The sequence below is a fragment of the Kribbella sp. NBC_01484 genome, from assembly GCF_036227145.1.
Taxonomy (GTDB): domain Bacteria; phylum Actinomycetota; class Actinomycetes; order Propionibacteriales; family Kribbellaceae; genus Kribbella.
Map to the genome: position 1 here is coordinate 8,407,045 of NZ_CP109437.1, position 21,401 is coordinate 8,428,445.

Annotated in this window: 24 protein-coding genes; 12 read left to right on the forward strand and 12 right to left on the reverse strand. The window is 68.7% G+C overall.

Features of this window, described 5'->3' with window-relative positions:
• Nucleotides 1-140: 140 nt before the first annotated feature.
• The 5 genes from OG555_RS40560 to OG555_RS40580 all read left to right on the forward strand — a co-directional run bounded on the left by OG555_RS40560 (nt 141) and on the right by OG555_RS40580 (nt 6,133).
• Entirely contained in the window at nt 141-1,115 is a 975-nt protein-coding gene (locus OG555_RS40560) for a hypothetical protein (RefSeq protein ID WP_329479159.1), read from the forward strand.
• Nucleotides 1,116-1,251: 136 nt separating this feature from the next.
• Nucleotides 1,252-2,001, forward strand: coding sequence for an ABC transporter ATP-binding protein (locus OG555_RS40565; protein WP_329479161.1), 750 nt, complete (start codon nt 1,252-1,254; stop codon nt 1,999-2,001).
• Nucleotides 1,998-4,655: an ABC transporter permease gene (locus OG555_RS40570; RefSeq protein WP_329479163.1), complete on the forward strand. Its 2,658-nt coding sequence runs from the start codon at nt 1,998-2,000 to the stop codon at nt 4,653-4,655. The genes OG555_RS40565 and OG555_RS40570 overlap by 4 nt, the downstream gene beginning before the upstream one ends.
• Nucleotides 4,656-4,701: 46 nt before the next feature.
• On the forward strand, nt 4,702-5,421 hold the full coding sequence (locus tag OG555_RS40575) for a hypothetical protein (RefSeq protein WP_329479165.1): 720 nt from the start codon (nt 4,702-4,704) through the stop codon (nt 5,419-5,421).
• Nucleotides 5,422-5,617: 196 nt separating this feature from the next.
• Nucleotides 5,618-6,133, forward strand: coding sequence for a hypothetical protein (locus OG555_RS40580; protein WP_329479167.1), 516 nt, complete (start codon nt 5,618-5,620; stop codon nt 6,131-6,133).
• Here OG555_RS40580 and OG555_RS40585 read toward each other — a convergent pair.
• Nucleotides 6,130-7,179: a carboxylate-amine ligase gene (locus OG555_RS40585; protein ID WP_329479169.1), complete on the reverse strand. Its 1,050-nt coding sequence runs from the start codon at nt 7,177-7,179 to the stop codon at nt 6,130-6,132. The genes OG555_RS40580 and OG555_RS40585 overlap by 4 nt on opposite strands.
• A 48-nt stretch (nt 7,180-7,227) precedes the next feature.
• On the opposite strand from OG555_RS40585, the gene OG555_RS40590 reads away from it, so the two are divergent.
• Nucleotides 7,228-7,965 carry a HipA family kinase gene (locus OG555_RS40590; protein ID WP_329479171.1) on the forward strand — a complete coding sequence of 246 codons (738 nt, stop codon included), beginning with the start codon at nt 7,228-7,230 and terminating at the stop codon, nt 7,963-7,965.
• Nucleotides 7,962-8,348: a DUF3037 domain-containing protein gene (locus OG555_RS40595; RefSeq protein ID WP_328519675.1), complete on the forward strand. Its 387-nt coding sequence runs from the start codon at nt 7,962-7,964 to the stop codon at nt 8,346-8,348. The genes OG555_RS40590 and OG555_RS40595 overlap by 4 nt, the downstream gene beginning before the upstream one ends.
• On the opposite strand, the gene pgm is transcribed toward OG555_RS40595, so the two are convergent.
• Together pgm and OG555_RS40605 are read right to left on the reverse strand one after the other, a co-directional pair.
• Nucleotides 8,345-9,967 (reverse strand): phosphoglucomutase (alpha-D-glucose-1,6-bisphosphate-dependent), encoded by a 1,623-nt coding sequence (gene pgm, locus OG555_RS40600; RefSeq protein WP_329479173.1) that lies wholly within the window; start codon nt 9,965-9,967, stop codon nt 8,345-8,347. The genes OG555_RS40595 and pgm overlap by 4 nt on opposite strands.
• Nucleotides 9,968-10,019: 52 nt before the next feature.
• A complete protein-coding gene (locus tag OG555_RS40605; protein WP_329479175.1) occupies nt 10,020-11,495 on the reverse strand; it encodes a fused MFS/spermidine synthase in 1,476 nt (491 codons plus the stop codon).
• 31 nt (nt 11,496-11,526) lie between these two features.
• Here OG555_RS40605 and OG555_RS40610 point away from each other — a divergent pair, with 31 nt between their 5' ends.
• Nucleotides 11,527-12,192, forward strand: a complete 666-nt coding sequence (locus OG555_RS40610) for a maleylpyruvate isomerase family mycothiol-dependent enzyme (protein ID WP_329479177.1) — start codon at nt 11,527-11,529, stop codon at nt 12,190-12,192.
• 5 nt (nt 12,193-12,197) lie between these two features.
• On the opposite strand, the gene OG555_RS40615 is transcribed toward OG555_RS40610, so the two are convergent.
• From OG555_RS40615 to OG555_RS40630, 4 genes are read right to left on the reverse strand one after another with little or no spacing between them, the layout of a single operon-like run.
• Nucleotides 12,198-12,554, reverse strand: coding sequence for an MmcQ/YjbR family DNA-binding protein (locus tag OG555_RS40615; protein ID WP_329479178.1), 357 nt, complete (start codon nt 12,552-12,554; stop codon nt 12,198-12,200).
• Nucleotides 12,555-12,558: 4 nt separating this feature from the next.
• Nucleotides 12,559-13,224: a response regulator transcription factor gene (locus OG555_RS40620; protein WP_329479179.1), complete on the reverse strand. Its 666-nt coding sequence runs from the start codon at nt 13,222-13,224 to the stop codon at nt 12,559-12,561.
• Complete coding sequence (locus OG555_RS40625; protein WP_329479180.1) at nt 13,199-14,416, reverse strand: sensor histidine kinase; 1,218 nt, start codon at nt 14,414-14,416, stop codon at nt 13,199-13,201. The genes OG555_RS40620 and OG555_RS40625 overlap by 26 nt, the downstream gene beginning before the upstream one ends.
• A 14-nt stretch (nt 14,417-14,430) precedes the next feature.
• Nucleotides 14,431-15,033, reverse strand: coding sequence for a hypothetical protein (locus OG555_RS40630; protein ID WP_329479181.1), 603 nt, complete (start codon nt 15,031-15,033; stop codon nt 14,431-14,433).
• 249 nt (nt 15,034-15,282) lie between these two features.
• Between OG555_RS40630 and OG555_RS40635 the strand changes: the two genes are divergently transcribed.
• The gene (locus OG555_RS40635; protein WP_329479182.1) at nt 15,283-15,840 is read left to right on the forward strand and encodes a hypothetical protein; all 558 of its coding nucleotides are present in this window, start codon (nt 15,283-15,285) and stop codon (nt 15,838-15,840) included.
• A 103-nt stretch (nt 15,841-15,943) separates the two neighbouring features.
• Here the strand turns inward: OG555_RS40635 and OG555_RS40640 are convergent, their stop codons facing one another.
• Together OG555_RS40640 and OG555_RS40645 are read right to left on the reverse strand one after the other, a co-directional pair.
• Entirely contained in the window at nt 15,944-16,447 is a 504-nt protein-coding gene (locus tag OG555_RS40640) for a hypothetical protein (RefSeq protein ID WP_329479183.1), read from the reverse strand.
• A 184-nt stretch (nt 16,448-16,631) separates the two neighbouring features.
• Nucleotides 16,632-17,183 (reverse strand): YceI family protein, encoded by a 552-nt coding sequence (locus OG555_RS40645; protein ID WP_329479184.1) that lies wholly within the window; start codon nt 17,181-17,183, stop codon nt 16,632-16,634.
• 215 nt (nt 17,184-17,398) lie between these two features.
• On the opposite strand from OG555_RS40645, the gene OG555_RS40650 reads away from it, so the two are divergent.
• Both OG555_RS40650 and OG555_RS40655 read left to right on the forward strand, forming a co-directional pair.
• On the forward strand, nt 17,399-17,887 hold the full coding sequence (locus tag OG555_RS40650) for an FBP domain-containing protein (protein WP_329479185.1): 489 nt from the start codon (nt 17,399-17,401) through the stop codon (nt 17,885-17,887).
• 79 nt (nt 17,888-17,966) lie between these two features.
• Nucleotides 17,967-18,224: a hypothetical protein gene (locus OG555_RS40655; protein ID WP_329479186.1), complete on the forward strand. Its 258-nt coding sequence runs from the start codon at nt 17,967-17,969 to the stop codon at nt 18,222-18,224.
• Nucleotides 18,225-18,236: 12 nt separating this feature from the next.
• Here the strand turns inward: OG555_RS40655 and OG555_RS40660 are convergent, their stop codons facing one another.
• Both OG555_RS40660 and OG555_RS40665 read right to left on the reverse strand, forming a co-directional pair.
• Nucleotides 18,237-19,016, reverse strand: coding sequence for an MBL fold metallo-hydrolase (locus OG555_RS40660; RefSeq protein WP_329479187.1), 780 nt, complete (start codon nt 19,014-19,016; stop codon nt 18,237-18,239).
• The gene (locus OG555_RS40665) at nt 19,013-19,804 is read right to left on the reverse strand and encodes an alpha/beta hydrolase (protein WP_329479188.1); all 792 of its coding nucleotides are present in this window, start codon (nt 19,802-19,804) and stop codon (nt 19,013-19,015) included. The genes OG555_RS40660 and OG555_RS40665 overlap by 4 nt, the downstream gene beginning before the upstream one ends.
• 136 nt (nt 19,805-19,940) lie before the next feature.
• Between OG555_RS40665 and OG555_RS40670 the strand changes: the two genes are divergently transcribed.
• Nucleotides 19,941-20,882 (forward strand): helix-turn-helix domain-containing protein, encoded by a 942-nt coding sequence (locus OG555_RS40670; protein ID WP_329479189.1) that lies wholly within the window; start codon nt 19,941-19,943, stop codon nt 20,880-20,882.
• On the opposite strand, the gene OG555_RS40675 is transcribed toward OG555_RS40670, so the two are convergent.
• Nucleotides 20,879-21,394, reverse strand: a complete 516-nt coding sequence (locus OG555_RS40675) for an orotate phosphoribosyltransferase (RefSeq protein ID WP_329479190.1) — start codon at nt 21,392-21,394, stop codon at nt 20,879-20,881. The two genes, OG555_RS40670 and OG555_RS40675, sit on opposite strands and share 4 nt — an antisense overlap.
• Nucleotides 21,395-21,401: the final 7 nt, after the last annotated feature.

The following is a 21,401-nucleotide window of genomic DNA, read 5'->3' on the forward strand; positions in this document are numbered from 1 at the left end:
GGAGAACCACCTTCGGGACGGTTGACGGGTAGTCCATCGCAAAACCCGCCAGCGAAGGACGGGTCTCTCCTGGCAAGATTGCGACAATTCGCCAACCCGCCAGGGTCCGGCCGCCACACCGTCGTCTGCTGGGAGGCATCGTGCTCGACGTGCTCGGACTGGATGACTCCGAAGAACTCGCGTACCGCGCCCTTGTCGAGGTGCCGTCGTACGACGTCGCCGAGCTCGCGACCCGGCTCGGCTGCCACCCGGTCGAGGCGGCACGCGCCCTGACCGCGCTGGAGACGCTCGGCCTGGCCGCCCGGTCCAGCAGCGGCGACGACCGGTACGTCGCCTCGCCACCGTCGGTCGCCCTGGCCGCCCTGGCCGTGCAACGCGAGGAGGAGTTGCGGCGGGCGCAACGCGAGATCGAGTCGCTGGCCGAGGTCTACCGGGGTACGGACGCCGAGCGTTCGATCAGTGACGTGGTGGACGTCGTCCGCGGGGTCAAGGCGGTCGGTCAGCGGTTCGCGCAACTGCAGATGTCGGCGCGCGAGGAGGTGCTCGGGTTCGTCAAGGCGCAGATCGCGGTCGTGCCGCCGGAGGAGAACAAAGAGGAGGACGCCGCGGTCACCAGGGGCGTGCGCTACCGGGTGGTGATCGAGCGGAGTGCGTTCGACCGGCCCGGGTTCTTCGCGGCCGCGTCCGACTCGCTGAGGGCGGGCGAAGAGGTCCGCGTCGTGCAGGAGCTGCCGATGCGGTTGCTGATCGTGGACCGCCGGATCGCCTTGGTACCGCTGCTGTCCGGGGCCGGAGGCAGCATCGGCGCGCTGATCGTGCACAGCAGCGGCATGCTCGACGCACTGCTCGCCCTCTTCGACCGCGTCTGGCGTGACGGCCTCCCCCTGGTGCTGGGCACGAACGGGATGGTCGAGGGCCCGACCGACGGCCTGCCGGAGCTGGACGCCCGCATCCTCGGGCTCCTGCTCGCCGGCCTGACCGACCAGGCGGTCGCCAATCAGCTCAATCTCTCCATGCGCACCGTCCAGCGACGCGTCCGCGCACTGATGGACCTGGTGTCCGCCGACACCCGCCTCCAGCTCGGCTTCCACGCCGCCCGCCGCGGCTGGATCTGAGCCCGGATCTGCGGCGGTCAGGGGTCGATCCGGGGAAAACCCCCTATCGATACCGCGCGAACGCGAGCAGACTCGGTGGAAGTTGCAAATCGGCCGTCTGGGGTGGCCGCTGATCAGCCAGGGAGGGCGATCGGCAATGGAGGGGACAGTTACCGATGTCACCGAGGTCGTGGACGCCACGGACCTCGTACGAGTTTATGGCGAAGGAGATACCGCGGTTCACGCGCTGCGCGGCGTCGGTGTGCAGATCGAGCCCGGTCAGCTCACGGCGGTGATGGGACCGTCTGGTTCGGGCAAATCGACGCTGATGCACATCCTGGCCGGCCTGGATCGGCCGACATCAGGCTCGGTCAAGATCGACGGCATCGAGATCACCACCCTCGGTGACGACGCGCTGACCAAGCTGCGCCGTCAGCACATCGGGTTCATCTTCCAGTTCTTCAACCTGCTGCCGATGCTCACCGCCCGGGACAACATCCTGCTGCCGCTGACGATCGCCGGCACGAAGCCGGACCAGGAGTTCTTCGACGGTCTGGTCACACGGGTCGGCCTCGCCGACCGCCTCGAGCACCGGCCGGCCGAACTGTCCGGCGGCCAGCAACAGCGGGTCGCGATCGCACGGGCCCTGGTGTCGCGGCCGACCGTGGTGTTCGCCGACGAGCCGACCGGCAACCTCGACTCCCGGACGAGCGGCGAGATCCTCACGCTGATGCGGTCGTCGGTCGACGAGTACGGCCAGACCACCGTGATGGTGACGCACGACGCCAAAGCGGCCGCGATGGCCGACCGGGTGCTCTACCTGGCCGACGGGGAGATCGTGAAGGAGACCGGCCGGTCCAACCAGCACGAGATCCTGCAGATCATCGACACCCTGGACCTGCAGTGATCAAGTTCGCGTTGCAGGGTCTGCTGGCCCGCAAGCTGCGTACGGCGCTCACCGCGATCGGCGTCGTCCTCGGGGTCGCGCTGATCTCGGGCACCTACGTGCTGACGGACTCGATCACGTCCGCGTTCGACTCGATCTTCACCGAGAACTACAAGAACACCGACGCCGCGATCACCGGGAAGTCCGCGCTCGACGCGACCCAGGACGGGACGGCGACGGCACCGTCGTTCTCGGCGGACCTGCTGCAGAAGGTCCGCGACCTGCCCGAGGTCGGCGCGGCCGGCGGTGCGGTCGGCGGCGAGGCACAGCTGATCGGCAAGGACGGCAAAGCGATCGTCTTCGGCGGCGCGCCGAACCTCGGCTTCAGCGTCGATCCCGCGCTGCCGCAGTTCAACTCGCTGACCCTGGTGTCGGGATCCTGGCCGGCGCCGGGCGAAGTGGTGATCGACACGCAAGCCGCGCAGAAGAAGGGTTTCGCGGCCGGTGACACGATCGGCGTCCAGGCGCGTGGCCCGGCCCAGCGGATGCGGATCTCCGGACTGGTCGAGTTCGGCGCGGTGTCGTCGATCGGCGGCGCCACGCTGGCCGGCTTCGACCTGGGCACGGCGCAGCAGTTGTTCGGCAAGCCCGGCAAGCTCGACCAGATCCTGATCGCCGCCAAGTCCGGAACCAGCCCGCAACAGCTCGTCGACGCGGTCCGGCCCATCCTGCCCCCGGCGACCCAGGTCCGCACCGCCGACGACCAGGCGGCCGAGGATGCCGCCGGGACGACGAGCTTCCTCAACTTCCTGCAGACGTTCCTGCTGGTGTTCGGCGCCATCGCCTTGTTCGTCGGCTCGTTCGTGATCGCGAACTCGCTGTCGATCACGATTGCCCAGCGCACCCGCGAGTTCGCCACCCTCCGCACCCTCGGCGCCTCCCGCCGGCAGATCCTCGGCACGGTGGTCCTGGAGGCACTCGTCACCGGTTTCGTCGCGGCCGTCGCCGGGCTCTTCCTCGGGCTGGCGATCGCGACCGGGCTGTTCAAGCTCTTCGACGCGATCGGCTTCACGCTGCCGAACAACGGGCTGGTCTTCGAGACCCGGACGATCATCGTCGCCCTGGTGGTCGGTGTCGTGGTCACTGTCCTCGCGAGCCTGCGCCCGGCGTGGCGGGCGACCCGGGTGCCACCGATCGCAGCGGTCCGCGAAGGCGCGACCCTCGCGCCCGGGAGGCTTCATCGCTACCGCCCGGTGGCCGCCGTGCTGCTCGCCGTCGCCGGAGTCGCGCTGGTGGTGGTCGGCCTGTTCGCCAACGGATTGTCGACAAGCACCTTGTTGTGGCTCCTCGGCGCCGGAGTGCTGCTGCTGTTCCTCGGGATCGCCGCCTTCTCCTCGCGACTCGTGCGGCCGCTGGCGGCCGTGTCGGATCCGATCGCGCGCTGGTCGGTCGTCGTACTGACGGCCCTGATCTGGCCGTTCATTCTGGTCCCGCTCTGGGCGATACGACGTCTCTTCGGCCGGCACCCTGAGTTCCCCCGCGTACTCCCGGATGGGCCGGCCGTGACCATCGGTGGGCAGAACAGCCGGCGCGATCCGCACCGGACCGCGTCGACCGCGGCGGCGCTGATGATCGGGCTGGCGCTGGTCACCCTGGTCGCCACCCTCGGCGCCGGGATCATCAAACCATTCGAGGACGCGGTCGACCGGATCTCCAGCTCGGACTACGCGATCACCGCGCAGAACAACTTCAGCCCGTTGCCGCCGGCCGTGGCAACCACGGTGGCCCAGGTCCCGTCGGTGGGTGAGGTGACCAGTGTCCGCGGCGGACAGGCCAAGGCGTTCGACAAGACGATCCCGATCACCGCCATCGACCAGACCGCGTCCCAGCTGCTCAGGTTCGACTGGCGAGCCGGCTCACAGGCATCGCTGTCCGAGCTGGACCCGGACGGCGCGATCGTCGATGCCGACTATGCCGACGAGCACGGGCTCACCCTTGGCTCGGCCATCACACTGCAGGCGGCGACCGGCAAGACGCTGCCCTTCAAGGTGCGCGGGATCTTCAAGCCGCCGGCCGGCGGGTCGCCGTTCGGGAACGTGACGATCTCGACGACCACCTTCGACACCATGACCTCGCAACCCCAGAACATCTACACCTTCCTGAACATGCAGGGTGGGGTCACCCCGGAGAACACCGCCACGCTGAACGCCGCCCTGAGTGGGTTCCCGAACGCCAAGGCAGTGACCATCGAGGAGTTCAAGAAAGCCCAGACCGACAGCATCAGGAGCTTGCTGAACGTGCTCTACGTGTTGCTGGCGCTGTCGGTGCTGGTCAGCCTGTTCGGCATCGTCAACACTCTGGTGCTGACCGTGTTCGAGCGGACCCGCGAACTCGGCATGCTGCGTGCGATCGGGCTGACCCGTGGCCAGGTGAAGCGGATGATCCGGCAAGAGAGCGTGATTACGGCGCTGATCGGCGCGGTGATCGGAATCATCCTCGGCCTGCTGCTCGCCTCGCTGCTGGCCGCGCGATTGGAGGAGATCTCGTTCACCGTGCCGGTCGGCCAGTTGGTGATCTTCGCCGTCGTCTCGGTGGTGGTCGGGATCTTCGCCGCCATCTGGCCAGCTCGCCGCGCAGCCAAGCTGAATCCCTTGGAGGCCCTGCAGTATGAGTAGTTGTACGGGCCTCGGCTAACCCTCGGCGGTGTTAGCTTCGCTCGCTGTGAAGCGAATCGCCGCCCTGGTAGTCGTCCTTGTCCTCACCGGTTGTTCGACCGTCGAGTCGAAAGACATCCGGACCAGCGGGATCACCGCCAACCTCGTTGTCACGCTGCCCGAAGGAACTGACGCCGCCGACGTGAGTGCGTCGTTACGGGTCGGCACGCTCACCTTCGTCGAGCTCGGTGACGGCGAGCAGATCACCGCGTCGGGCGGCGGCAAGGACGTCGGACTGCGGCATCGCCGGGCCGCGGGGGTGACCGACTACAGCAACCGCCTCGACGGTGTGGTTGCGCCGGGCACCGAAATCACGTTCGACCTCGAACGGGGTAAGGACAACGACTCGGCACCCCGGTCGACGGTGCGACTGCCCGAGCGGGTCCGCCTCGTCGCCCCCGTAGCCGGCACGACGTCCTCGCGCCGCCGCGACATCGTCGTACGGTTCGAGAGCGAGCCGTCGCAGTTGCCGTCGATCCTCACCTGGACCGGCCAGTGCATCCGGCCCGGCAGCCTGGAGCTGGAGCCGGGCCGCACCTCGGCCACGATCGCCCGCGGCTCGATCAAGGCCGCGGCGACCACACCGACTCCGGGGGCGGCGGCGCCTGCGTGCCAGATCGACCTCACGCTCACCCGCCGTACCGAAGGCACGGTCGACAAGGCGTTCAAGGACGGCAGCGTCACGGCCGAGAGCCAGTCCGTCCGGCGGATCAACTCCGTTCCGTAGTCGTCCGGCGACACGCGGCGGTCACCGGCCGGCCTTTTCTCGGCTACCTTCACGAGGGCACAGGTATTCCTGCGGCAGCCCCGACGACGGTGAGCTGCGGGTCGCGCATGACCTGGACGACGCCGTACCGGGCCGGACTCTGGAGAGCCTGTACCTGAAGCCGCTGGCCGACCGGGTTCGGGAGAACCACGGGCAGGTGTACCAGCACGGTCGCGACTTCCAGTTGCTGATCGACATCAAGAGCGACGGGCCGTCGACGTACGCCGCTGTCGACGAGGCACTGCAGAAGTACCGCGGGATCAGCACGGTCTTCATGAACGGGCGGGTGCTCGAGGGCGCGGTGACGTCGGTGATCAGCGGCAACCGGCCGCTCGACGTACTGAAGGCGCAGAAGGTCCGCTACGCCGGGTACGACGGCCGCCTCGGCGATCTGCAGTCGGGGATGCCGGCGTCGCTGATGCCGCTGGTGAGTGACAACTGGACGAACGTCTTCACCTGGAACGGCGTCGGCCCGATGCCGGAGGCCGAGAAGACCAAGCTGCACGACATCGTGGAGACCGCGCACCACGCCGGCTACCGGGTGCGCTTCTGGGAGACCCCAGACACGCCAGGTGCCGCCCGCGAAGCACTGTGGGGCGAGCTGTCCGCGGCCGGCGTCGACTACATCAACACCGACGACCTGCACGGACTCGAGGACTTCTTGCGGAATTAAGGCGTGACTTCCGTGAGGGCGAGGACGTCCTTGCCCTCACGGAAGGCCTTGCGTTGTTTGACTGCGCCGTTCCCGTCCACCAGTGCGCGCTGGATGCCGTCGTTCACCAGGTCCACCGCGTCGAGCTGCTGAAGCGCAGGCTCCACGTGCCGTCGCAGTCGCTCGACGACCTGGGCCATGGGCAGTGGCTCGCCGCCGCGCACATCCAACCCGCCACCGGTGAGTCCATCGCGCGCCGCCAGCCAGTAGGCGGCCCGCAGTACCTCCGGCTCGAGCTTCGGGCCCCGGCCGCCGTCGTCCAGCGCAGTCATCACCAGCGCACGGATCAGCGTGGCCAGCAGCACCGTCTCGTCAATGGTGAGTGGGACGTCGCTGACCCGGACCTCGACTGTCGGCAGATGCGTGGACGGCCGGATATCCCAATAGACCATCCGTTCGTCGATGAACGTGCCTGCCGCCAGGTGCATCGCCACCAGCGCGTCATAGTGCTCGACCGACTCCAGGTACGGCGGTGGGCCGGCACATGGCCAGCGTGTCGTCATCAACCAGCGCCAACTCGCGAAGCCGGTGTCCTGTTGCAGATAGATCGGTGAGTTCGCGGTGAGTGCGAGGAGTGCCGGCAGCCACGGCCGCAGGTGGTTGCTGACCCTGGTGGCTCCGTCCCGGTCAGGGACGTCGACATGCACATGACAACCACAGACACTCTGCTCGCGCGCCAGCAGCCCCCACTTCTCGGCCAGCTCCTGGTAGCGGGGCTTCTTCGTGATCGGCTGAGCCGCCTCCCCGTGCGGAAGTACCCCGATCGCCAGCAGCCGAGCGCCCTCCTCGGCGGCGGCCTTGGCGAGCTTGGAGCGCATCTCTGTCAGGTGCACACGGAGCTCGGTCGACGTGTCACAGACCGGAGTGTTGATCTCGACCATGGCTCGCGTCAGCTCGAGCTCGACGTCCTCCAGGTCCGCCACGACCGCTGTGCTGCGTGGGAGCGGATCACCGGTGGCGGACACCAGCAACAGCTCTTCCTCGACTCCGAACGAAGGATGCCTCACCCTCGGCCGGTACCCGGGACGAAACCGGCGGCGGCTAGGCTCTGCGGCGTGAGTCTGCCGATCGTCACCGCGACCCGCTACGTGCTGCCGTTGCGCGAGGGCGGTTCGCTCCCTGGTGTTGTCGAAGGCAACGATCTCGGCACCTACGTGATCAAGTTCCACGGCGCCGGGCAGGGCCCGAAGGCGCTGGTCGCCGAAGTGATCGTCGGCGAGCTGTTCCGCCGCCTCGGCCTGCGCGTCCCGGAGCTGAAACTGATCCAGCTCGACCCCGCGATCGGCAAGTCCGAGCCGGACTTCGAGATCCAGGAACTGCTGATCCGCAGCGCCGGCCTGAACCTCGCCGTCGACTTCCTGCCGGGCTCCTTCGGGTACGACGGCTCGGCCGGCAACCCCGGCGACGACGGGATGGCCCGGATCCTCTGGCTGGACGCGTTCGTCGCCAACGTCGACCGGTCCTGGCGGAACACGAACATGCTGGTCTGGCACAAGAACCTCTGGCTGATCGACCACGGAGCCGCGTTGTACTTCCACCACTCCTGGATGTCCGCGGAGAAGTTCGCCGGCCTCCCGTACGACGCCTCGGACCACGTGTTCTCCATCGCGGCACCCGGCGTACCGGCGGTGGATGCGGAGCTGGCAGCCGCGATCACGCCGGCGTTGCTGACCGAGGTGATCGGGCTCGTGCCCGACGAGTGGATCGATGACGGTGACCGCGAGAGATATCTCGGCCATCTGACCGCCCGCCTGGACGACCGGTCCGCTTGGCTGCCAGGAGGTACACGATGAGCACTGACCTCGTCCCCTTCGACTATGTGATCCTGCGGGCGGCGCCGCGGATCCAGCGTGGTGAGTTCGTCAACGTGGGTGCGGTGCTCTACTGCCGCGCAATGGACTTCCTGGGCGCGGCCTGGGACGTGGAGCCGTCGCGATTGAAGGCTCTGGACCCTGCGGTCGACGTGGACGTGGTCTGCGCGTCACTCGAGCAGATCCGCGCGATCTGCGCCGGTGACCCGGACGGTGGGCCTGCCGCGGCCACCCGGATCGGTGAGCGCTTCCGCTGGCTCGCCGCGCCCCGCAGTACCGTCGTACACCCCGGACCGATCCACAGCGGGCTCACCAACGACCCCGCCGCGGATCTAGATCGGTTGCTCGACGCCTTCGTGCGCTAAGCGAGGGCTGCCGACACCACCTCGCGGGCCTGCTCGAAGACCTGCTCCAGGTGGTCGGCGCCTTTGAAGGACTCGCCGTAGATCTTGTAGAGGTCCTCGGTGCCGGACGGGCGCGCCGCGAACCAGGCCGACTCGGTGGTGACCTTCAGCCCACCGATCGGCGCCCCGTTGCCCGGTGCACTCGTCAGCCGGTCCACGATCGGCTCACCGGCCAGCTCCGTCGCTGTGACCGCGTCCGCAGACAAGGCCGCCAGTTTGGCCTTCTCCTCACGCGTGGCGGGCGCGTCCACCCGCGAGTACGCCGATGCACCGAACCGCTCGATCAGCTTGGCGTGGGCCTGTGACGGCGTCTCACCGGTCACCGCGGTGATCTCACTCGCCAGCAACGCCAGCAGGATCCCGTCCTTGTCCGTGGTCCACACCGTGCCGTCGAAGCGCAGGAAGCTCGCTCCGGCCGACTCCTCACCGCCGAAGCCGACCGAGCCGTCGATCAGCCCGGGTACGAACCACTTGAAGCCGACCGGGACCTCCCACAGTCGTCGGCCCAGGTCCGCGACCACGCGGTCGATCAGTGACGACGACACCAGCGTCTTGCCGACCGCCACGTCCGGACCCCACTGCCGGTTGGCGAACAGGTAGGAGATGGCGACGGCCAGGTAGTGGTTCGGGTTCATCAGGCCGGCGTCCGGGGTGACGATGCCGTGCCGGTCCGCGTCGGCGTCGTTCCCGGTGGCCACGTCGTACTTGTCTCGCTGAGCCACCAGCGAGGCCATCGCGTACGGCGAGGAGCAGTCCATCCGGATCTTGCCGTCGTGGTCCAGCGTCATGAACGACCAGGTCGGGTCGATTCTCGGGTTCACGACCGTCAGGTCGAGCTGGTGCCGCTCGGCGATCGCCGCCCAGTAGTCCACGCTCGCCCCACCGAGCGGGTCCGCCCCGATGTGCACGCCGGCGGTGCGGATCGCGTCCAGGTTGAGCACGGAGGGCAGGTCGTCGACGTAGTGGCCGACGAAGTCGTACTCCCCCGCGTGCTGACGGGCCTGCTCGAACGGCTTGCGCCGTACCTCCCGGTTGCCGCCGGCGATCAGCTCGTTGGCCCGGGCCGCGATCCAGCCGGTCGCGTCCGAGTCCGCCGGGCCGCCATGCGGCGGGTTGTACTTGATGCCGCCGTCGCGGGGCGGGTTGTGCGACGGAGTGATGACGATGCCGTCCGCACCGGCGCCGGCACCGCGGTTGAGCCGCAGGATCGCGTGTGACACGGCAGGGGTCGGCGTGAGCCGGTCCGCGCTGTCGACCAGGGTCTGCACGTCGTTGCCCGCGAGTACTTCGAGCACCGTGCGCCAGGCCGGCTCAGAGAGGCCATGGCTGTCCCGGCCGACCAGGAGCGGACCAGTGGTCCCTTCACCGGCCCGGTACTCGCAGATGGCCTGGGTGATGGCCAGGATGTGTGCCTCGTTGAAGGCACCGTCCAGGCTCGAGCCGCGGTGTCCCGACGTACCGAAGACGACCTTCTGAGCTGGGTTCTGCACGTCCGGGGTGATGTCGTCGTACGCCTTGAGCAACGCGGCGATGTCGACGAGGTCCTCGGGCTGAGCGGGCTGGCCTGCGCGTGGGTCCATGACCTCATGCAACAAGCCCCGGCGTCAGATCACAACTCCCCGGAGCCGTGTCTCAGCTCGCGTAGGGCGTGAGGAGTTGATCGACGGGGGCGTAGTCATCGGTGAGCACCGGTGCGTCGCCGACGAAATCCGTCAGTTGGTCCCGCACCTCCATGCCCGGTCCGACGCCGGCCTCGATCGCGGCGACGTCGATCGGCCGGTCCGCAGCCAGCAGCACGAAGTTGCCGCCGGTCCGCCCGGCGAACTCGTCTGTCGTGGCGATCACGGCCACATGCGCGAACTCCGCCTGCAGTGTCTTGACCTCGGACTTGGCGAACAGGGCCTTCCCGTGATCGATCACATTGACCAGGTAGACGCCGTCCGGCCGCAGCACCCGCTTGACGTCCGCGACCAGCTCACGCGTGGTCAGATGCCAAGGGACGGACAGTCCACTGAAGGCGTCCATGATGACGAGGTCCTTGCTGTCCGTCGCCTCGTCCCGGACTCCGAGCCGGCCGTCCCGGACAGTGACCGAGAGATCCGGTCCGGTCCGCACTCCGAGCTCTTTCTTGTCCAGCTCGACCACTGCGCCGTCGATCTCGTACACCTGATTCTTGGTGTCCGGACGGGTCGCGGTCAGGTACCGCGGCATGGTCAGCCCGCCACCGCCCACATGCAGCGCGTCCAGCGGTTGTTTGGCCGGCCAGTTGCCGTTGATCGCGGCAGCGAAGTTCTTGATGTAGTCGAACTCCAGATAGGTCGGGTCGTTCAGGTCGACGTACGAGTGCCTGAGCTGGTCCAGGTACAGCGTCCGTCCGCCCTCACGATTGGGGTCCGCAACGACCCGGGCGCAGTGGTACGCCGTCTCGACCTCACAGGGTCGTGGTGCGACCAGAGTCAGCGTGGCACCGACCAGTGCGAGCGCCACCGGCTTCACAGCTGCTCGAGCACCTCGCAGTACGACGGTCAACGCGGCTCCGGCGACGACCAGCAGCCCACCGAGGCTGAGCACGATCGTGCTGATCGGGGTCTTCGCCACGAACACGAACCCGGTCAGCACCGTGCCCACGATCCCACCGACAGTCGCATAGGCGGACAGCCGGCCGACCACGGTGCCGGTCTGAGCCAGACTCGCCAGCCGCAGCTTCGTCACCATCGGCGTCACAGCCGCGAGCAATGCGGCCGGTGCGAACAGGGTCACCGCGAGCACCAGGAACACATAGTTGCTGGCGTCTTGCCGGAGCGCCTCACCGGTCCAGCGGACGACGGGGAGGATCAGCATCACCAGCGCGCCGGCGAAGAGGATCAATGGACCCAGAGTCCGGCTCGGCGAAACCATGTCCGCGAACCGTCCGCCGAGGGCGGCTCCGGTCGCGATGGCGGCCAGTGCGACTCCGATGACCGCTGTGTTCGTCTCCAGCGTCAGCCCGATGTACGGCGCCACCAGCCGCAACGAGACGAGCTCCAGCACCATCACGGCGGCCGAACTGCCGAACGCCAGCGTGATCGCCAATCTCTGCCCGACCGGTCCAGCTTCACCCTTGCCCACCGCGTCACCCTACCGGTCCAATGAAAGCGTGATGGACGCGAAAACCAGCGCGGAGCTGTACCACGCGAGCCGGGAACGAGTGACGGCCGCGGTCCGCGGCCTCGCCCCCGCCGATCTCGATCGGCAGGTACCCGCTTGCCCGCAGTGGAGTGTGCACAACCTCGTCTCCCACCTGGTGGGCGTCTCGGCGGACTTCGTGGCGGGCAACCTCGCCGGTGCGCCACGACCGCCCTGGACGGCGGTCCAAGTGGAATTCCGGCGCAATCTGCCGATCGACGCCGTCCTGGACGAATGGGCCACTGCGGGGCCTGCGCTCGAGCGGCTGGTGGTCAGCGGCACGACGTCTCATCCGCTCGTCTGCAATCCGTACGTCGACGCGAGCGCGCACGAGGCGGATCTGCATGGTGCGATCGGAAGTGGGCGTCCACCGGCCGAGGTCTGGAGTGCCACCCTCGACTGGATGCTGGACTCCCCCGGACCACTGACGGTCATCACTCCGGACGGCACGTACTCGGCCGGCTCCGGCGGTCCGGCAGCTGTCGTGCGGACGTCGTCGTACGAGCTGTTCCGGGCGATCTTCGGGCGCCGCAGTGCCGCCCAGATCCGGGCGTGGGACTGGGAGCGACCCGACTACGCGCCAGGCTGGAGTCTGGAGCTGCCCCGCCTGCCACAGACCTCGGTCCCGCTGAACGACTGACCCGCCTAGGGCTCGTCCAGACGGGCGATCAGGGTCTTGGGGGCGATCTGCCGGTACGCGCCCTCGACCAGGTCCTCGAAGTGGTCCCAGTCGACCTCGACGTCCAGGTAGACGCCGAGCCAGCCGCGATGACCGACGTACGGCGGCCGGAAGAAGTGCTCGGGATCAGCCGCGACCAGCGACTCCTGGACACCGGGCGGCGCCGCCATCCAGACCGCGACCCGGTCGTCATGGTGCTGATCGGCGTACATCACGAACACCTTCTTGTCGCGCACGAACCAGGTCGGCTCGCCGTGACTCGGCCGCTCGGTCGCCTCGGGCATCCCCAGGCACAGGCCGCGCACGCGTTCCAGAACGTCCATCGCTCTAGTGTCGCGGACCCGGGACGACGACGCCCGCTTCGTAGGCGTAGACCACTGCCTGGGCACGATCGCGCAGATCGAGTTTGGTCAGGATGTTGCTGACATGCGTCTTCACCGTCTGCTCCGCCAGCACGAGCTCGGCCGCGATCTGCCGGTTCGACAGTCCCCTCGCGACCAGCCGCAGTACGTCGGTCTCGCGCGGTGTGAGGTGGACCGGCGTGATCGGTACGACGGGTTGTGCGCGGGCGAAATCCTCGACCAGCCGGCGCGTGACCGAGGGCGCCAGCAGCGCATCGCCGGCGGCGACGATCCGGACCGCCGCCGCCAGCTCGTCGGGGGTCGAGTGCTTCAGCAGGAAGCCGCTCGCGCCGGCCCGGAGTGCGGCGTACACGTAGTCGTCGAGGTCGAAGGTCGTGAGCATGACGACGCGCGGCGAGTCCCCGGACGCTGCGGTCGCGAGGATCCGGCGGGTCGCGGCGAGGCCGTCCATGACCGGCATCCGCACGTCCATCAGGATCACGTCCGGATGCAGTTCGGCCGCCAGTTCAACCGCTTCGGCGCCGTCGCCGGCCTGTCCGACGACCTCGAGATCGGCCTGCGCGTTCAGCAACGCGCTGAACCCGGCCCGCACCATCTCCTGGTCGTCAACCACCAGCACCGTGATCGCCACTCGCCACCTCCGTCCCGATCGGTATCGACACCGCCACCAGATAACCGCCTTCGGGGGTCGGACCGGCGTTCACCGTCCCCTCCACGAGCGCAACCCGCTCGCGCATCCCCACCAACCCGTGCCCGCTCTCCTGACCGGCCGGCACCGCTTCGCGCGCCATCCCGTTGGTCACCTTGACCTCGAGGGCATCGCCGACCCGCTGAACATCCACTCGCACAACAGATCCCGGCGCGTGCCGGACAGCGTTGCTCAGCGCCTCCTGCACGACCCGGTACGCCGTCAACTCGACCGCGGGATCGAGTCCGGTCGGAACCTCTGCTTCCAACCGCACATCCGCTCCGGCCCGCCGCGTACTCGCGACCAGCTCCGCCACCTGATCCAGCCCCGGCTGCGGTCCCAACTCCCCCAGCGGCGGGTGCTCCACCGGCTCTCGCAACAGTCGCAACACCTGTCGCATCTCCGTCAGCGACGCCCGCGCCGCATCGGCGATGTCGGCGAACTCCGCGCGTACGTCGTCCCGCATGTCAGGCAACCGATGCGGTGCACTGTCCGCACGGACTACCACGACCGACAGGTGATGCGCGACGACGTCATGCAACTCGCGGGCGATCCTGGCCCGCTCCTGCAGCCGCGACCGCTCGGCTCGCTCGGTCCGGCTGATGTTCTCCTGCTTGGCCAGCTGCCGGTTCGTCTCCGATCGCGAGTGGATCAGATCGCCGACGACGACCGCGATCGCGGACATCACCGCCATGGCGACCAAGCCGGCCCAGCCGCCTCGGTCGGGTGCGAGGACCGTGGCCACCAGGCCGACGACCTGGGTGGCGGCCCACCAGCCCACCAGCTCACGACGTCCGAGTCCGCGCGCACCGACGATCGCCAGGACGAACGACTGCCCGAACGCCGCGGTGGTCCCCCACGGCCACGGCTCGTCCGTGCTGACCGGTGTCGTCACCGCCGCCGTGATCGCCGTGGTCGCAAGCGATACGACCAGCGCCGCCCGTGGCCGCAGCCAGGCCAGGCCCAGGCTGAGCGCTCGCGCCATCGCCAGCGCCAGTACTGCACCAAGCGACACGTAGTAGTGCTGACTCAGATCCATGACTGTCAGCACCAGCAACGCCGCGACGCCGAGCCCGGCGACCCACGCCCACCGCCCACGCGGCCACCGGTTCGGCATCCCCAGCTCACCTGTCACGGTTGGACCCTAGTTCACAGCTGCTGCAGCCAGGACCAGAAGAACAGGAGTCCTCCGGCCGTCAGAGCGATAGTTGCCGGGAGCACCCACCGTCGGGTCGTCGTCTCGTCGAGCCCCCGAACCAGCGCCGCCTGAAGCCACGCGATCCCGCGCAACGCGAGCAGGAACACCACGATCGCCGGCAGCGATACCGCCGCGTGCACCGCCCAGGCCCCCGCCTTCGTCGGCCCGCCCCACGTCCCGGGCCCGAACGGCCCGTCCTCCACGAACCCGTAGAACGGCCCGCGCACCACCGCCGTCACCGCGAGCATCAGCAGAAACCAGCTCATCAGCCCCAGCACCGAACTGAGCAGCCCGTACCCGAACACCCGTCCCACTCCAACCGGCGACGCTCCAGCCGCCGACTCCTGGCTCAGCAGCCGGCCCAACCTCCGCCAACGCCGAACTGCTGTCCTCGCCTCGCCGAGCACCGCGTCGGCCATCGTCCGTACGCCGACCGGCACCAGCAGTACGTCGTACGCGATCGACCTGGCCAGACGCCGTAGCCGGCGCGCACCCGGCTGCCCGGATAGCGGTCGATCCGGTGTGGTCCGGCCGGTGTGCAGCGTGTCCGTCATGATCTCTCCTCGGCTCTCAAGTCCTGAGATCGAGGCTAGGAATCAGCGGCGCCCGGCACATCCGGCCAGGGAGCCAGGTCGCGGGCAGTACCCCGGTAGGGGTCGATTGTGATCCAGGTCACAGTGACCACGATCCGAATTTTGACGTTACACGGTCAGTGCCGGATGGCGTGCACGGCTCCCAGTGCACAACGGGGGTGCCCGACGGCGCGAGCGGCGATGCCGCGTCCAACAGGAGGTTCGGACACCATGCGCAGTCGAAACCTGGCGGTGACCGCCACGCTGATCCCGGTTTTGATGCTCGCCGGCTGCGGCACCGACACCGCGTCCGGCGCCGCCGCCTCGGCCCCCGGCGCCAAGAAGGCGTCCAAGCATGCCCTCACCGACGAGGTGGCCGGGCAGACGGACCTGGCCGGCGCGGATGACCCGGTCGTCCGCGCGTACTACGACTACCGGGTCGCGCTGGATCAGATGATGCGCAGCGGCGGCGGCAAGACCAAGCAGCTCGCGCCGGTGATGACGGCGAGGGTGTTCCAGGCGATCAGCGTCCAGGCGAAGTACTACCGCACCAAGAGGCTCCACAACACCGGCATCACCACAGTCCTGTGGGCCAAACGCACCCTGGCGTCGAACGGCGTCATCGTCAGCGCCTGCTACGACACCACCGCAGCCCGAACCGTCGACGCGAACGGCCGCGCGGTCCTGCCGGCCTCCACGCCGACGCGCTGGCTGGACCAGATGCGCGTCCAGCCACTGCAGGGCCGGTGGGTCGTCGACGGCGGCACGACCACCCCCAACGCCTGCTGACTCCCGCGGGCCGCACATCGTCTCCGGATCGCTGCCAGCCGGCACACCTCGCGACCGGAGCCCCGCAGCGCAGAGAGTTCAGCTCTCCGCACTGCTGCGTCCGTCAGCGGTGGCGGACCATCTGCTGCAGTAGTCCCTCGACCGCACCACGCAACTCGGCGTCGTGCTCAGGACCCGACCACACGACCACGCAGCCCTTGTCACCGAGCCTGCTCGCTATCAGTTCGCGGGCCGGCGTCGGATCGCCTTGATTGAGTACGACGACCAGCCGCCGGCCGTCCCGCTCCAAGCGATCCAGCAGCGGCGGCAACGTCGACCCCCGGAACACTCCGGGATCGCTCTTCACCTTGGTCTCGACCATCACCCCGCGCCCGCGCACGACCAGCAGGAAATCGGCCCGGTCCCGGGTGAACTCACGATCGTGGTAGATCCGCACCTTCGGCCACAGCCGCTGCAGCGCCGCGTCCACGTCGGCGTCGTACCGGGCTGCCAGCCGGCTGACCCGCGAACTCGTCCCGCGCGGCCGGAACAGCTCCGGCGTACGCCGACCGTCGCGGCGGCGCCCGAACAACGGACGCAACCAACGCCTCAGTCTCGTGTCGATCATCGGCGGACCCCTCGACCTAGCCGGCACTCACCCCGAGTCTGCCCAGGTCACTCCCCCGGAATCCCCACCACACCCGATCGTGATCGCACTGCCACAAACCCGGCGTACCACTGACGGCTGGGCTTGCTGGTGGACGAAAAGATCCCGCGGCCGCCGGCGGGCGGGCGCGGGATCTGTCGCCGGTTCAGCCGTTCTTGATCGCGGAGACCTCGATCTCCAGGGTGACCTTCTCGCTGACCAGGACGCCGCCGCCCTCGAGCGCCGCGTTCCAGCTGACGCCGAAGTCCTTGCGGTTGATCACCACGGAGCCCTCGAGGCCGACGCGCTCGTTGCCGAACGGGTCGGTCGCCGTGCCGGTGTACTCGAACGCGATCTCGACCGGCTTCGTGACACCACGGATGGACAGGTCCCCGGACACCACGAACTCCGCGTCACCGGTCTGCCGGATGCCGGTGGACGCGAACGTGATCTCGGGCTGGTTGTCCATGTCCAGGAAGTCGTTGCTGCGCAGGTGGTCGTCGCGCTGGCTGTTCCGCGTGTTGATGCTCTTGGCCTGGATCGTCACCTTCCCGGACGACTTCTCCGGGGTCTCCCCGTCGATGTGGATCGAGCCCTCGAACTCGTCGAACGACCCCCGCACCTTCGTCACCATCGCGTGCCGGGCGACGAAGCCGACCCGGCTGTGCGCCGTGTCGATCGTGTAGTCACCGGACAGGGCGGCGTACTCGTTGGACATACCGGAATCCTCCAAGGAGAGTAGTTGAAGTTTTCACCGTCCAGCTTTCACCTATCGCACCCAGATGTCTACCCCGGGTAGGGCGTGTCCGGGCCGCGGACCCGGACCGCGGGCCGCGCCGGGAGCCGACCGTTGCCTGCAGCAACGGGTTATTCGGTTGCGGGCGTACGACGGTACCGGGTCTCATAGGTGGTCGAAAGATCGGAGGGACCGTCGTGGAACCGCTCAGCGCCGACGAGATCAGGCGCTCGTTCGTCAACTCGTCCAAGAGCCAGATCAAGGCGATGACGCTGCCGTCCCGGTTCACCGAACTCCCCTGGGAGTCGCTGGACTACCTCGGCTGGCGCGACCCGAAGGCGCCCAACCGCGGTTATCTGGTGGTCCGGCGCGAGGCCGGCGTGACCGGCATCGCAGTGAACACCCAGGCCTCGGGTGCGGCGCGGCGCGGCGCCGGGCTGTGCGACCTGTGCAACACCGCACACCACCTCACCGACGTCGCCCTGTTCGCCGCCCGCCGGGCCGGCACGGCCGGCCGGGCGGGCAACACGGTCGGTACGTACATCTGTGCGGACCTGGCCTGTTCGCTCTACGTCCGCGGCCTGCGCGAACTCGACGTACCACAAGGCGAAACCGCCGGCCCCGAGGTGCGGGCCGAGCGGCTCGCGACACGCCTTGAAGGTTTCGTAAATCGCGTGCTCGCTTAGCGCGCCTGACCGGCGCCGGGACACTACTCTGGTGTCGAGTAAAACCGGCCCGCGGGGGCGAACGAGAGAGCGAGTCGCGATGACCGAGTTCAGAATCACGCACGAGATCCACAAGGTTCACCCGGACATCCGCGAGATGCTCACCGCGACCACGATCGAGGCGATCAACGAGACCAGTGCCCGGTCGGCCGAGGACGCCGCTCGCGTGCTGCGCCACAAACTCGCCGAGATCGGCGTCGACATGAGCGAAGAAGCCTGCCTCTCCGCCATCGAACGCATCCGCTCCGGCAAGCAACTCCGCTTCGAGATCGAACGCGAAACCGACGACAACGAGTGACGCCGCAGGTCCCTAGACCTGCAGGGTTCCTGGCGTCCCGATCTCCAGCCAGGTGAGGTCCGCCTGCGCCGACGAGAACGCCGACTCGATGCCGGCGCGGCCTTGCCGGAAGTGACTCCAGCCCTCGTAGTGGACCGGGACGATCGTGCGCGGCCGCAGCAGCGAACACAGCTCCACGCCGTCGCGACCGGTCATCGTGTACCGAACCGGCCCGCTGATGCCGAACTGCACGGCGCCGAGGTGCAGCAGTACAGTGCCGACCTCGCATCGGCCGCCGACCTGCCGGATTCCGTCGTACAGCACAGAGTCCCCGGAGATCCACAGCGCGCCGTGTTCCTGCCCCGGCCAGCGCAAGGCGAAGCCGATCACGTCGCCGGTGATCCGGCGGCTGAACGGCGGCCCGTGGCGACACGGCGTCGCGGTGATCTCGAGCGGTGGCCGTCCAGGCTCCCGCAGCGTGTGAACCGACCACGGCACCAGGCCGATCGTCGCGCCGCCGAGCCGCGAAGCACCAGCCGCGGTGGTGACCACGGCGCCCGCCCTGGGCAGGAGAGCCCGGCCGGTGTCGTCCAGATTGTCGGCGTGGTGGTCGTGCGTCAGCAGTACGGCGTCGATCGGCGGCAGCTCGTCGACCGCGATCGCCGGCCCGGTCAGTTTGCGTGAGCCCGAACCCCAGCCGAAGCTGTAGTGCCGCCCCGGCGGGTCGAAGGTCGGGTCGGTGAGCAGCCGCCACCCGTCGACCTCGATCAGCGTCGTCGGGCCGCCGATGTGGGTGATGCGCGCCTGGCTCACGAATGCTTCACTGCCCAGTCCAGCACCTCGTCCGCGATCTTCTCCCACCCAGCCTGGGCCGGCAGCAGATGCGCGTACCCGTCGTACTCGCGGATCTCGGTGATGGTCTGCGACTTGTAATGCTTGGCGTTGGAGCGCTGGATCTCCGGCGGCATGATGTGGTCCTCGGAGCCGGACACGAACAGCAGCGGCGCGCGCGCGTCGTTGTGGTAGTCGACCCAGGTGTCCTGGTGACCGGGCTGGAAGTTCGACAGCACGCTCCCCCACAGGATCCCGCCGTTCGCGGGGATCGCGTAGCGCTCGTACAGCGCCCGCGCCTCCTCCTCGCCGAACGTGTTCGTGAACGCGTACTTCCACTCGTCGTACGACAGCGGGATCGCCTTGTGCCGGTTCGCCGGGCTCCTCAGCACCGGGAACGTCGACTTCACCTGCGAGAACGGCACCACCCGGACGCCCTCGGTGGGCGCCGAGTTCAGCGCCACCCCGGCGGCTCCGAAGCCGTGGTCGAGCAGGATCTGCGTGAACGCCCCGCCGGCCGAGTGCCCGATGATGATCGGCGGCGTGTCCAGTTCGCGGATCACCGACTCCAGGTGCTCGATGATCGCCGGCACGGTCACTTTCCGAATCGGGTCCGGGTCCGCGTTGAGTGCCTCCACCTCGACCTCGAACCCCGGGTAGCCCGGCGCCAGCACCCGGAACCCGCGCGCTTCGTAGTGGGTGATCCAGTGCTCCCAGCTCCGCGGCGTCACCCAGAATCCGTGCACCAGTACGACGGTGTCAGCAGGCATGATCGCGTCCCTTCCGTCGGGGATGTTGGCCGAAACCGTAGCTGTCCGTACGGCGCGCTCCGTAGGATGTGCCTGCACGGATCTGGGCTGTGTCTGCACAGTTCGCCCACCAGACTCCAGGGTCTAGGGGGTGGGCATGGCCGTGTTGCTCGACACCGCCGCGCTACCACGGCGGGACCGGCCCGAAGCGTTCTACGCCGCGATGATGTCGGCGAGTGTGCCGGCCCGTGTCGAGCACGAGGATCCACACGGCGATGTGCACGCCAGGATGGACTTCTGGCAACTCGGCACGCCGGACCTGTTCCGCAACGAGGGATCCGGGATGCGCCTGGTCCGGACGCCGAAGCACGTCCGGATCGGAGGCCCGGAGCGCCTGGCCCTCGCCGTGCAGGTGATCGGGTCTGGCGTCTTCAGCCAGGGTGACGTCGATCAGCGCGTCCGCACCGGCGACCTGATGCTGGTCGATCTGACCGCGCCGTACGACTTCGCCTGGAGTGAGCATGGTGCGTCGCAGGCCTTCCAGATCGACTACGCCGACCTCGGGCTGAGTGTCGAATCGGTCCGCGCGGCCGCTCAACGCTTGCCCAGCAGCCCGCTCTACGACCTCGTGCTGCACCATCTCACGGTGCTGCCGAGCATCCTCGAGTCGTTGCACGGAACACCGTCGGCCGACCTGGTCGGCACGGCCACCACGCAACTCGTCCGCGCCCTGCTGACCTCGGCCGCGGCTCGCGACACCCAGCCGCCGGCGATGAGCGACGTACTGTTCGCTCGCATCACCTGGTACGCGCGCCGCCGTCTCGCCGATCCAGGGCTCAGCCCCACCCGCATCGCGGCGGAGCACAACATCTCGCTCCGCTACCTCTACAGGCTGTTCGCCGAGCACCACCTCAGCCTCGAGCAGTGGCTGATCAGCGAGCGCCTCAAGGGCGCCGCTCGCCAGCTCGCCGAACCGGCGAGCAGGCGCCGCCCCATCGCCTCGATCGCTGCCGGCTGGGGGTTCCTCGACGCCGCGCACTTCACCCGCCGGTTCCGCCAGGCGTACGGCATGACGCCGCAGGAGTGGCGCCGGCGCTAGCCGAGGTGTTCTGGGGTGAGCAGCGCGGTCAGCGTCAGGCCCGCTTCGGTCAGCGGGGCCGGGGTGGTCGAGTTGCGGTTGATGACGCACAGGGCATCGGTGATGTGAGCGCCCAGAGCGCGGAGGTCGTTGGCGGAGAGCACGATCTGGCCGCCGGTGGTGACGACGTCCTCGATGATCGTGACCCGCCGGCCCGCGGTCTCGGCGCCCTCGGCCAGGCGGCGCGTCCCGTAGGGCTTGGCCTGCTTGCGGACGAAAGCGCACGGCAACCCGGTGTGCCGGCCGAGCGCGGTCACGACCGGGATCCCGCCCATCTCCAACCCCGCCAGCACCTCGGTGTCAGCCGGCACCAGCGGCACCATCGCCTCGGCCACAGCATCCAGCAACACCGGATCCGCCTCGAACCGGTACTTGTCGAAGTACTCGCTGGTCGTCTGCCCCGACCGCAACACGAACTCCCCGGTCAGATGAGCAGCCGCGTAAATCCGCCGTCCCAACTCCGCAAGCTCCACCCGAGCA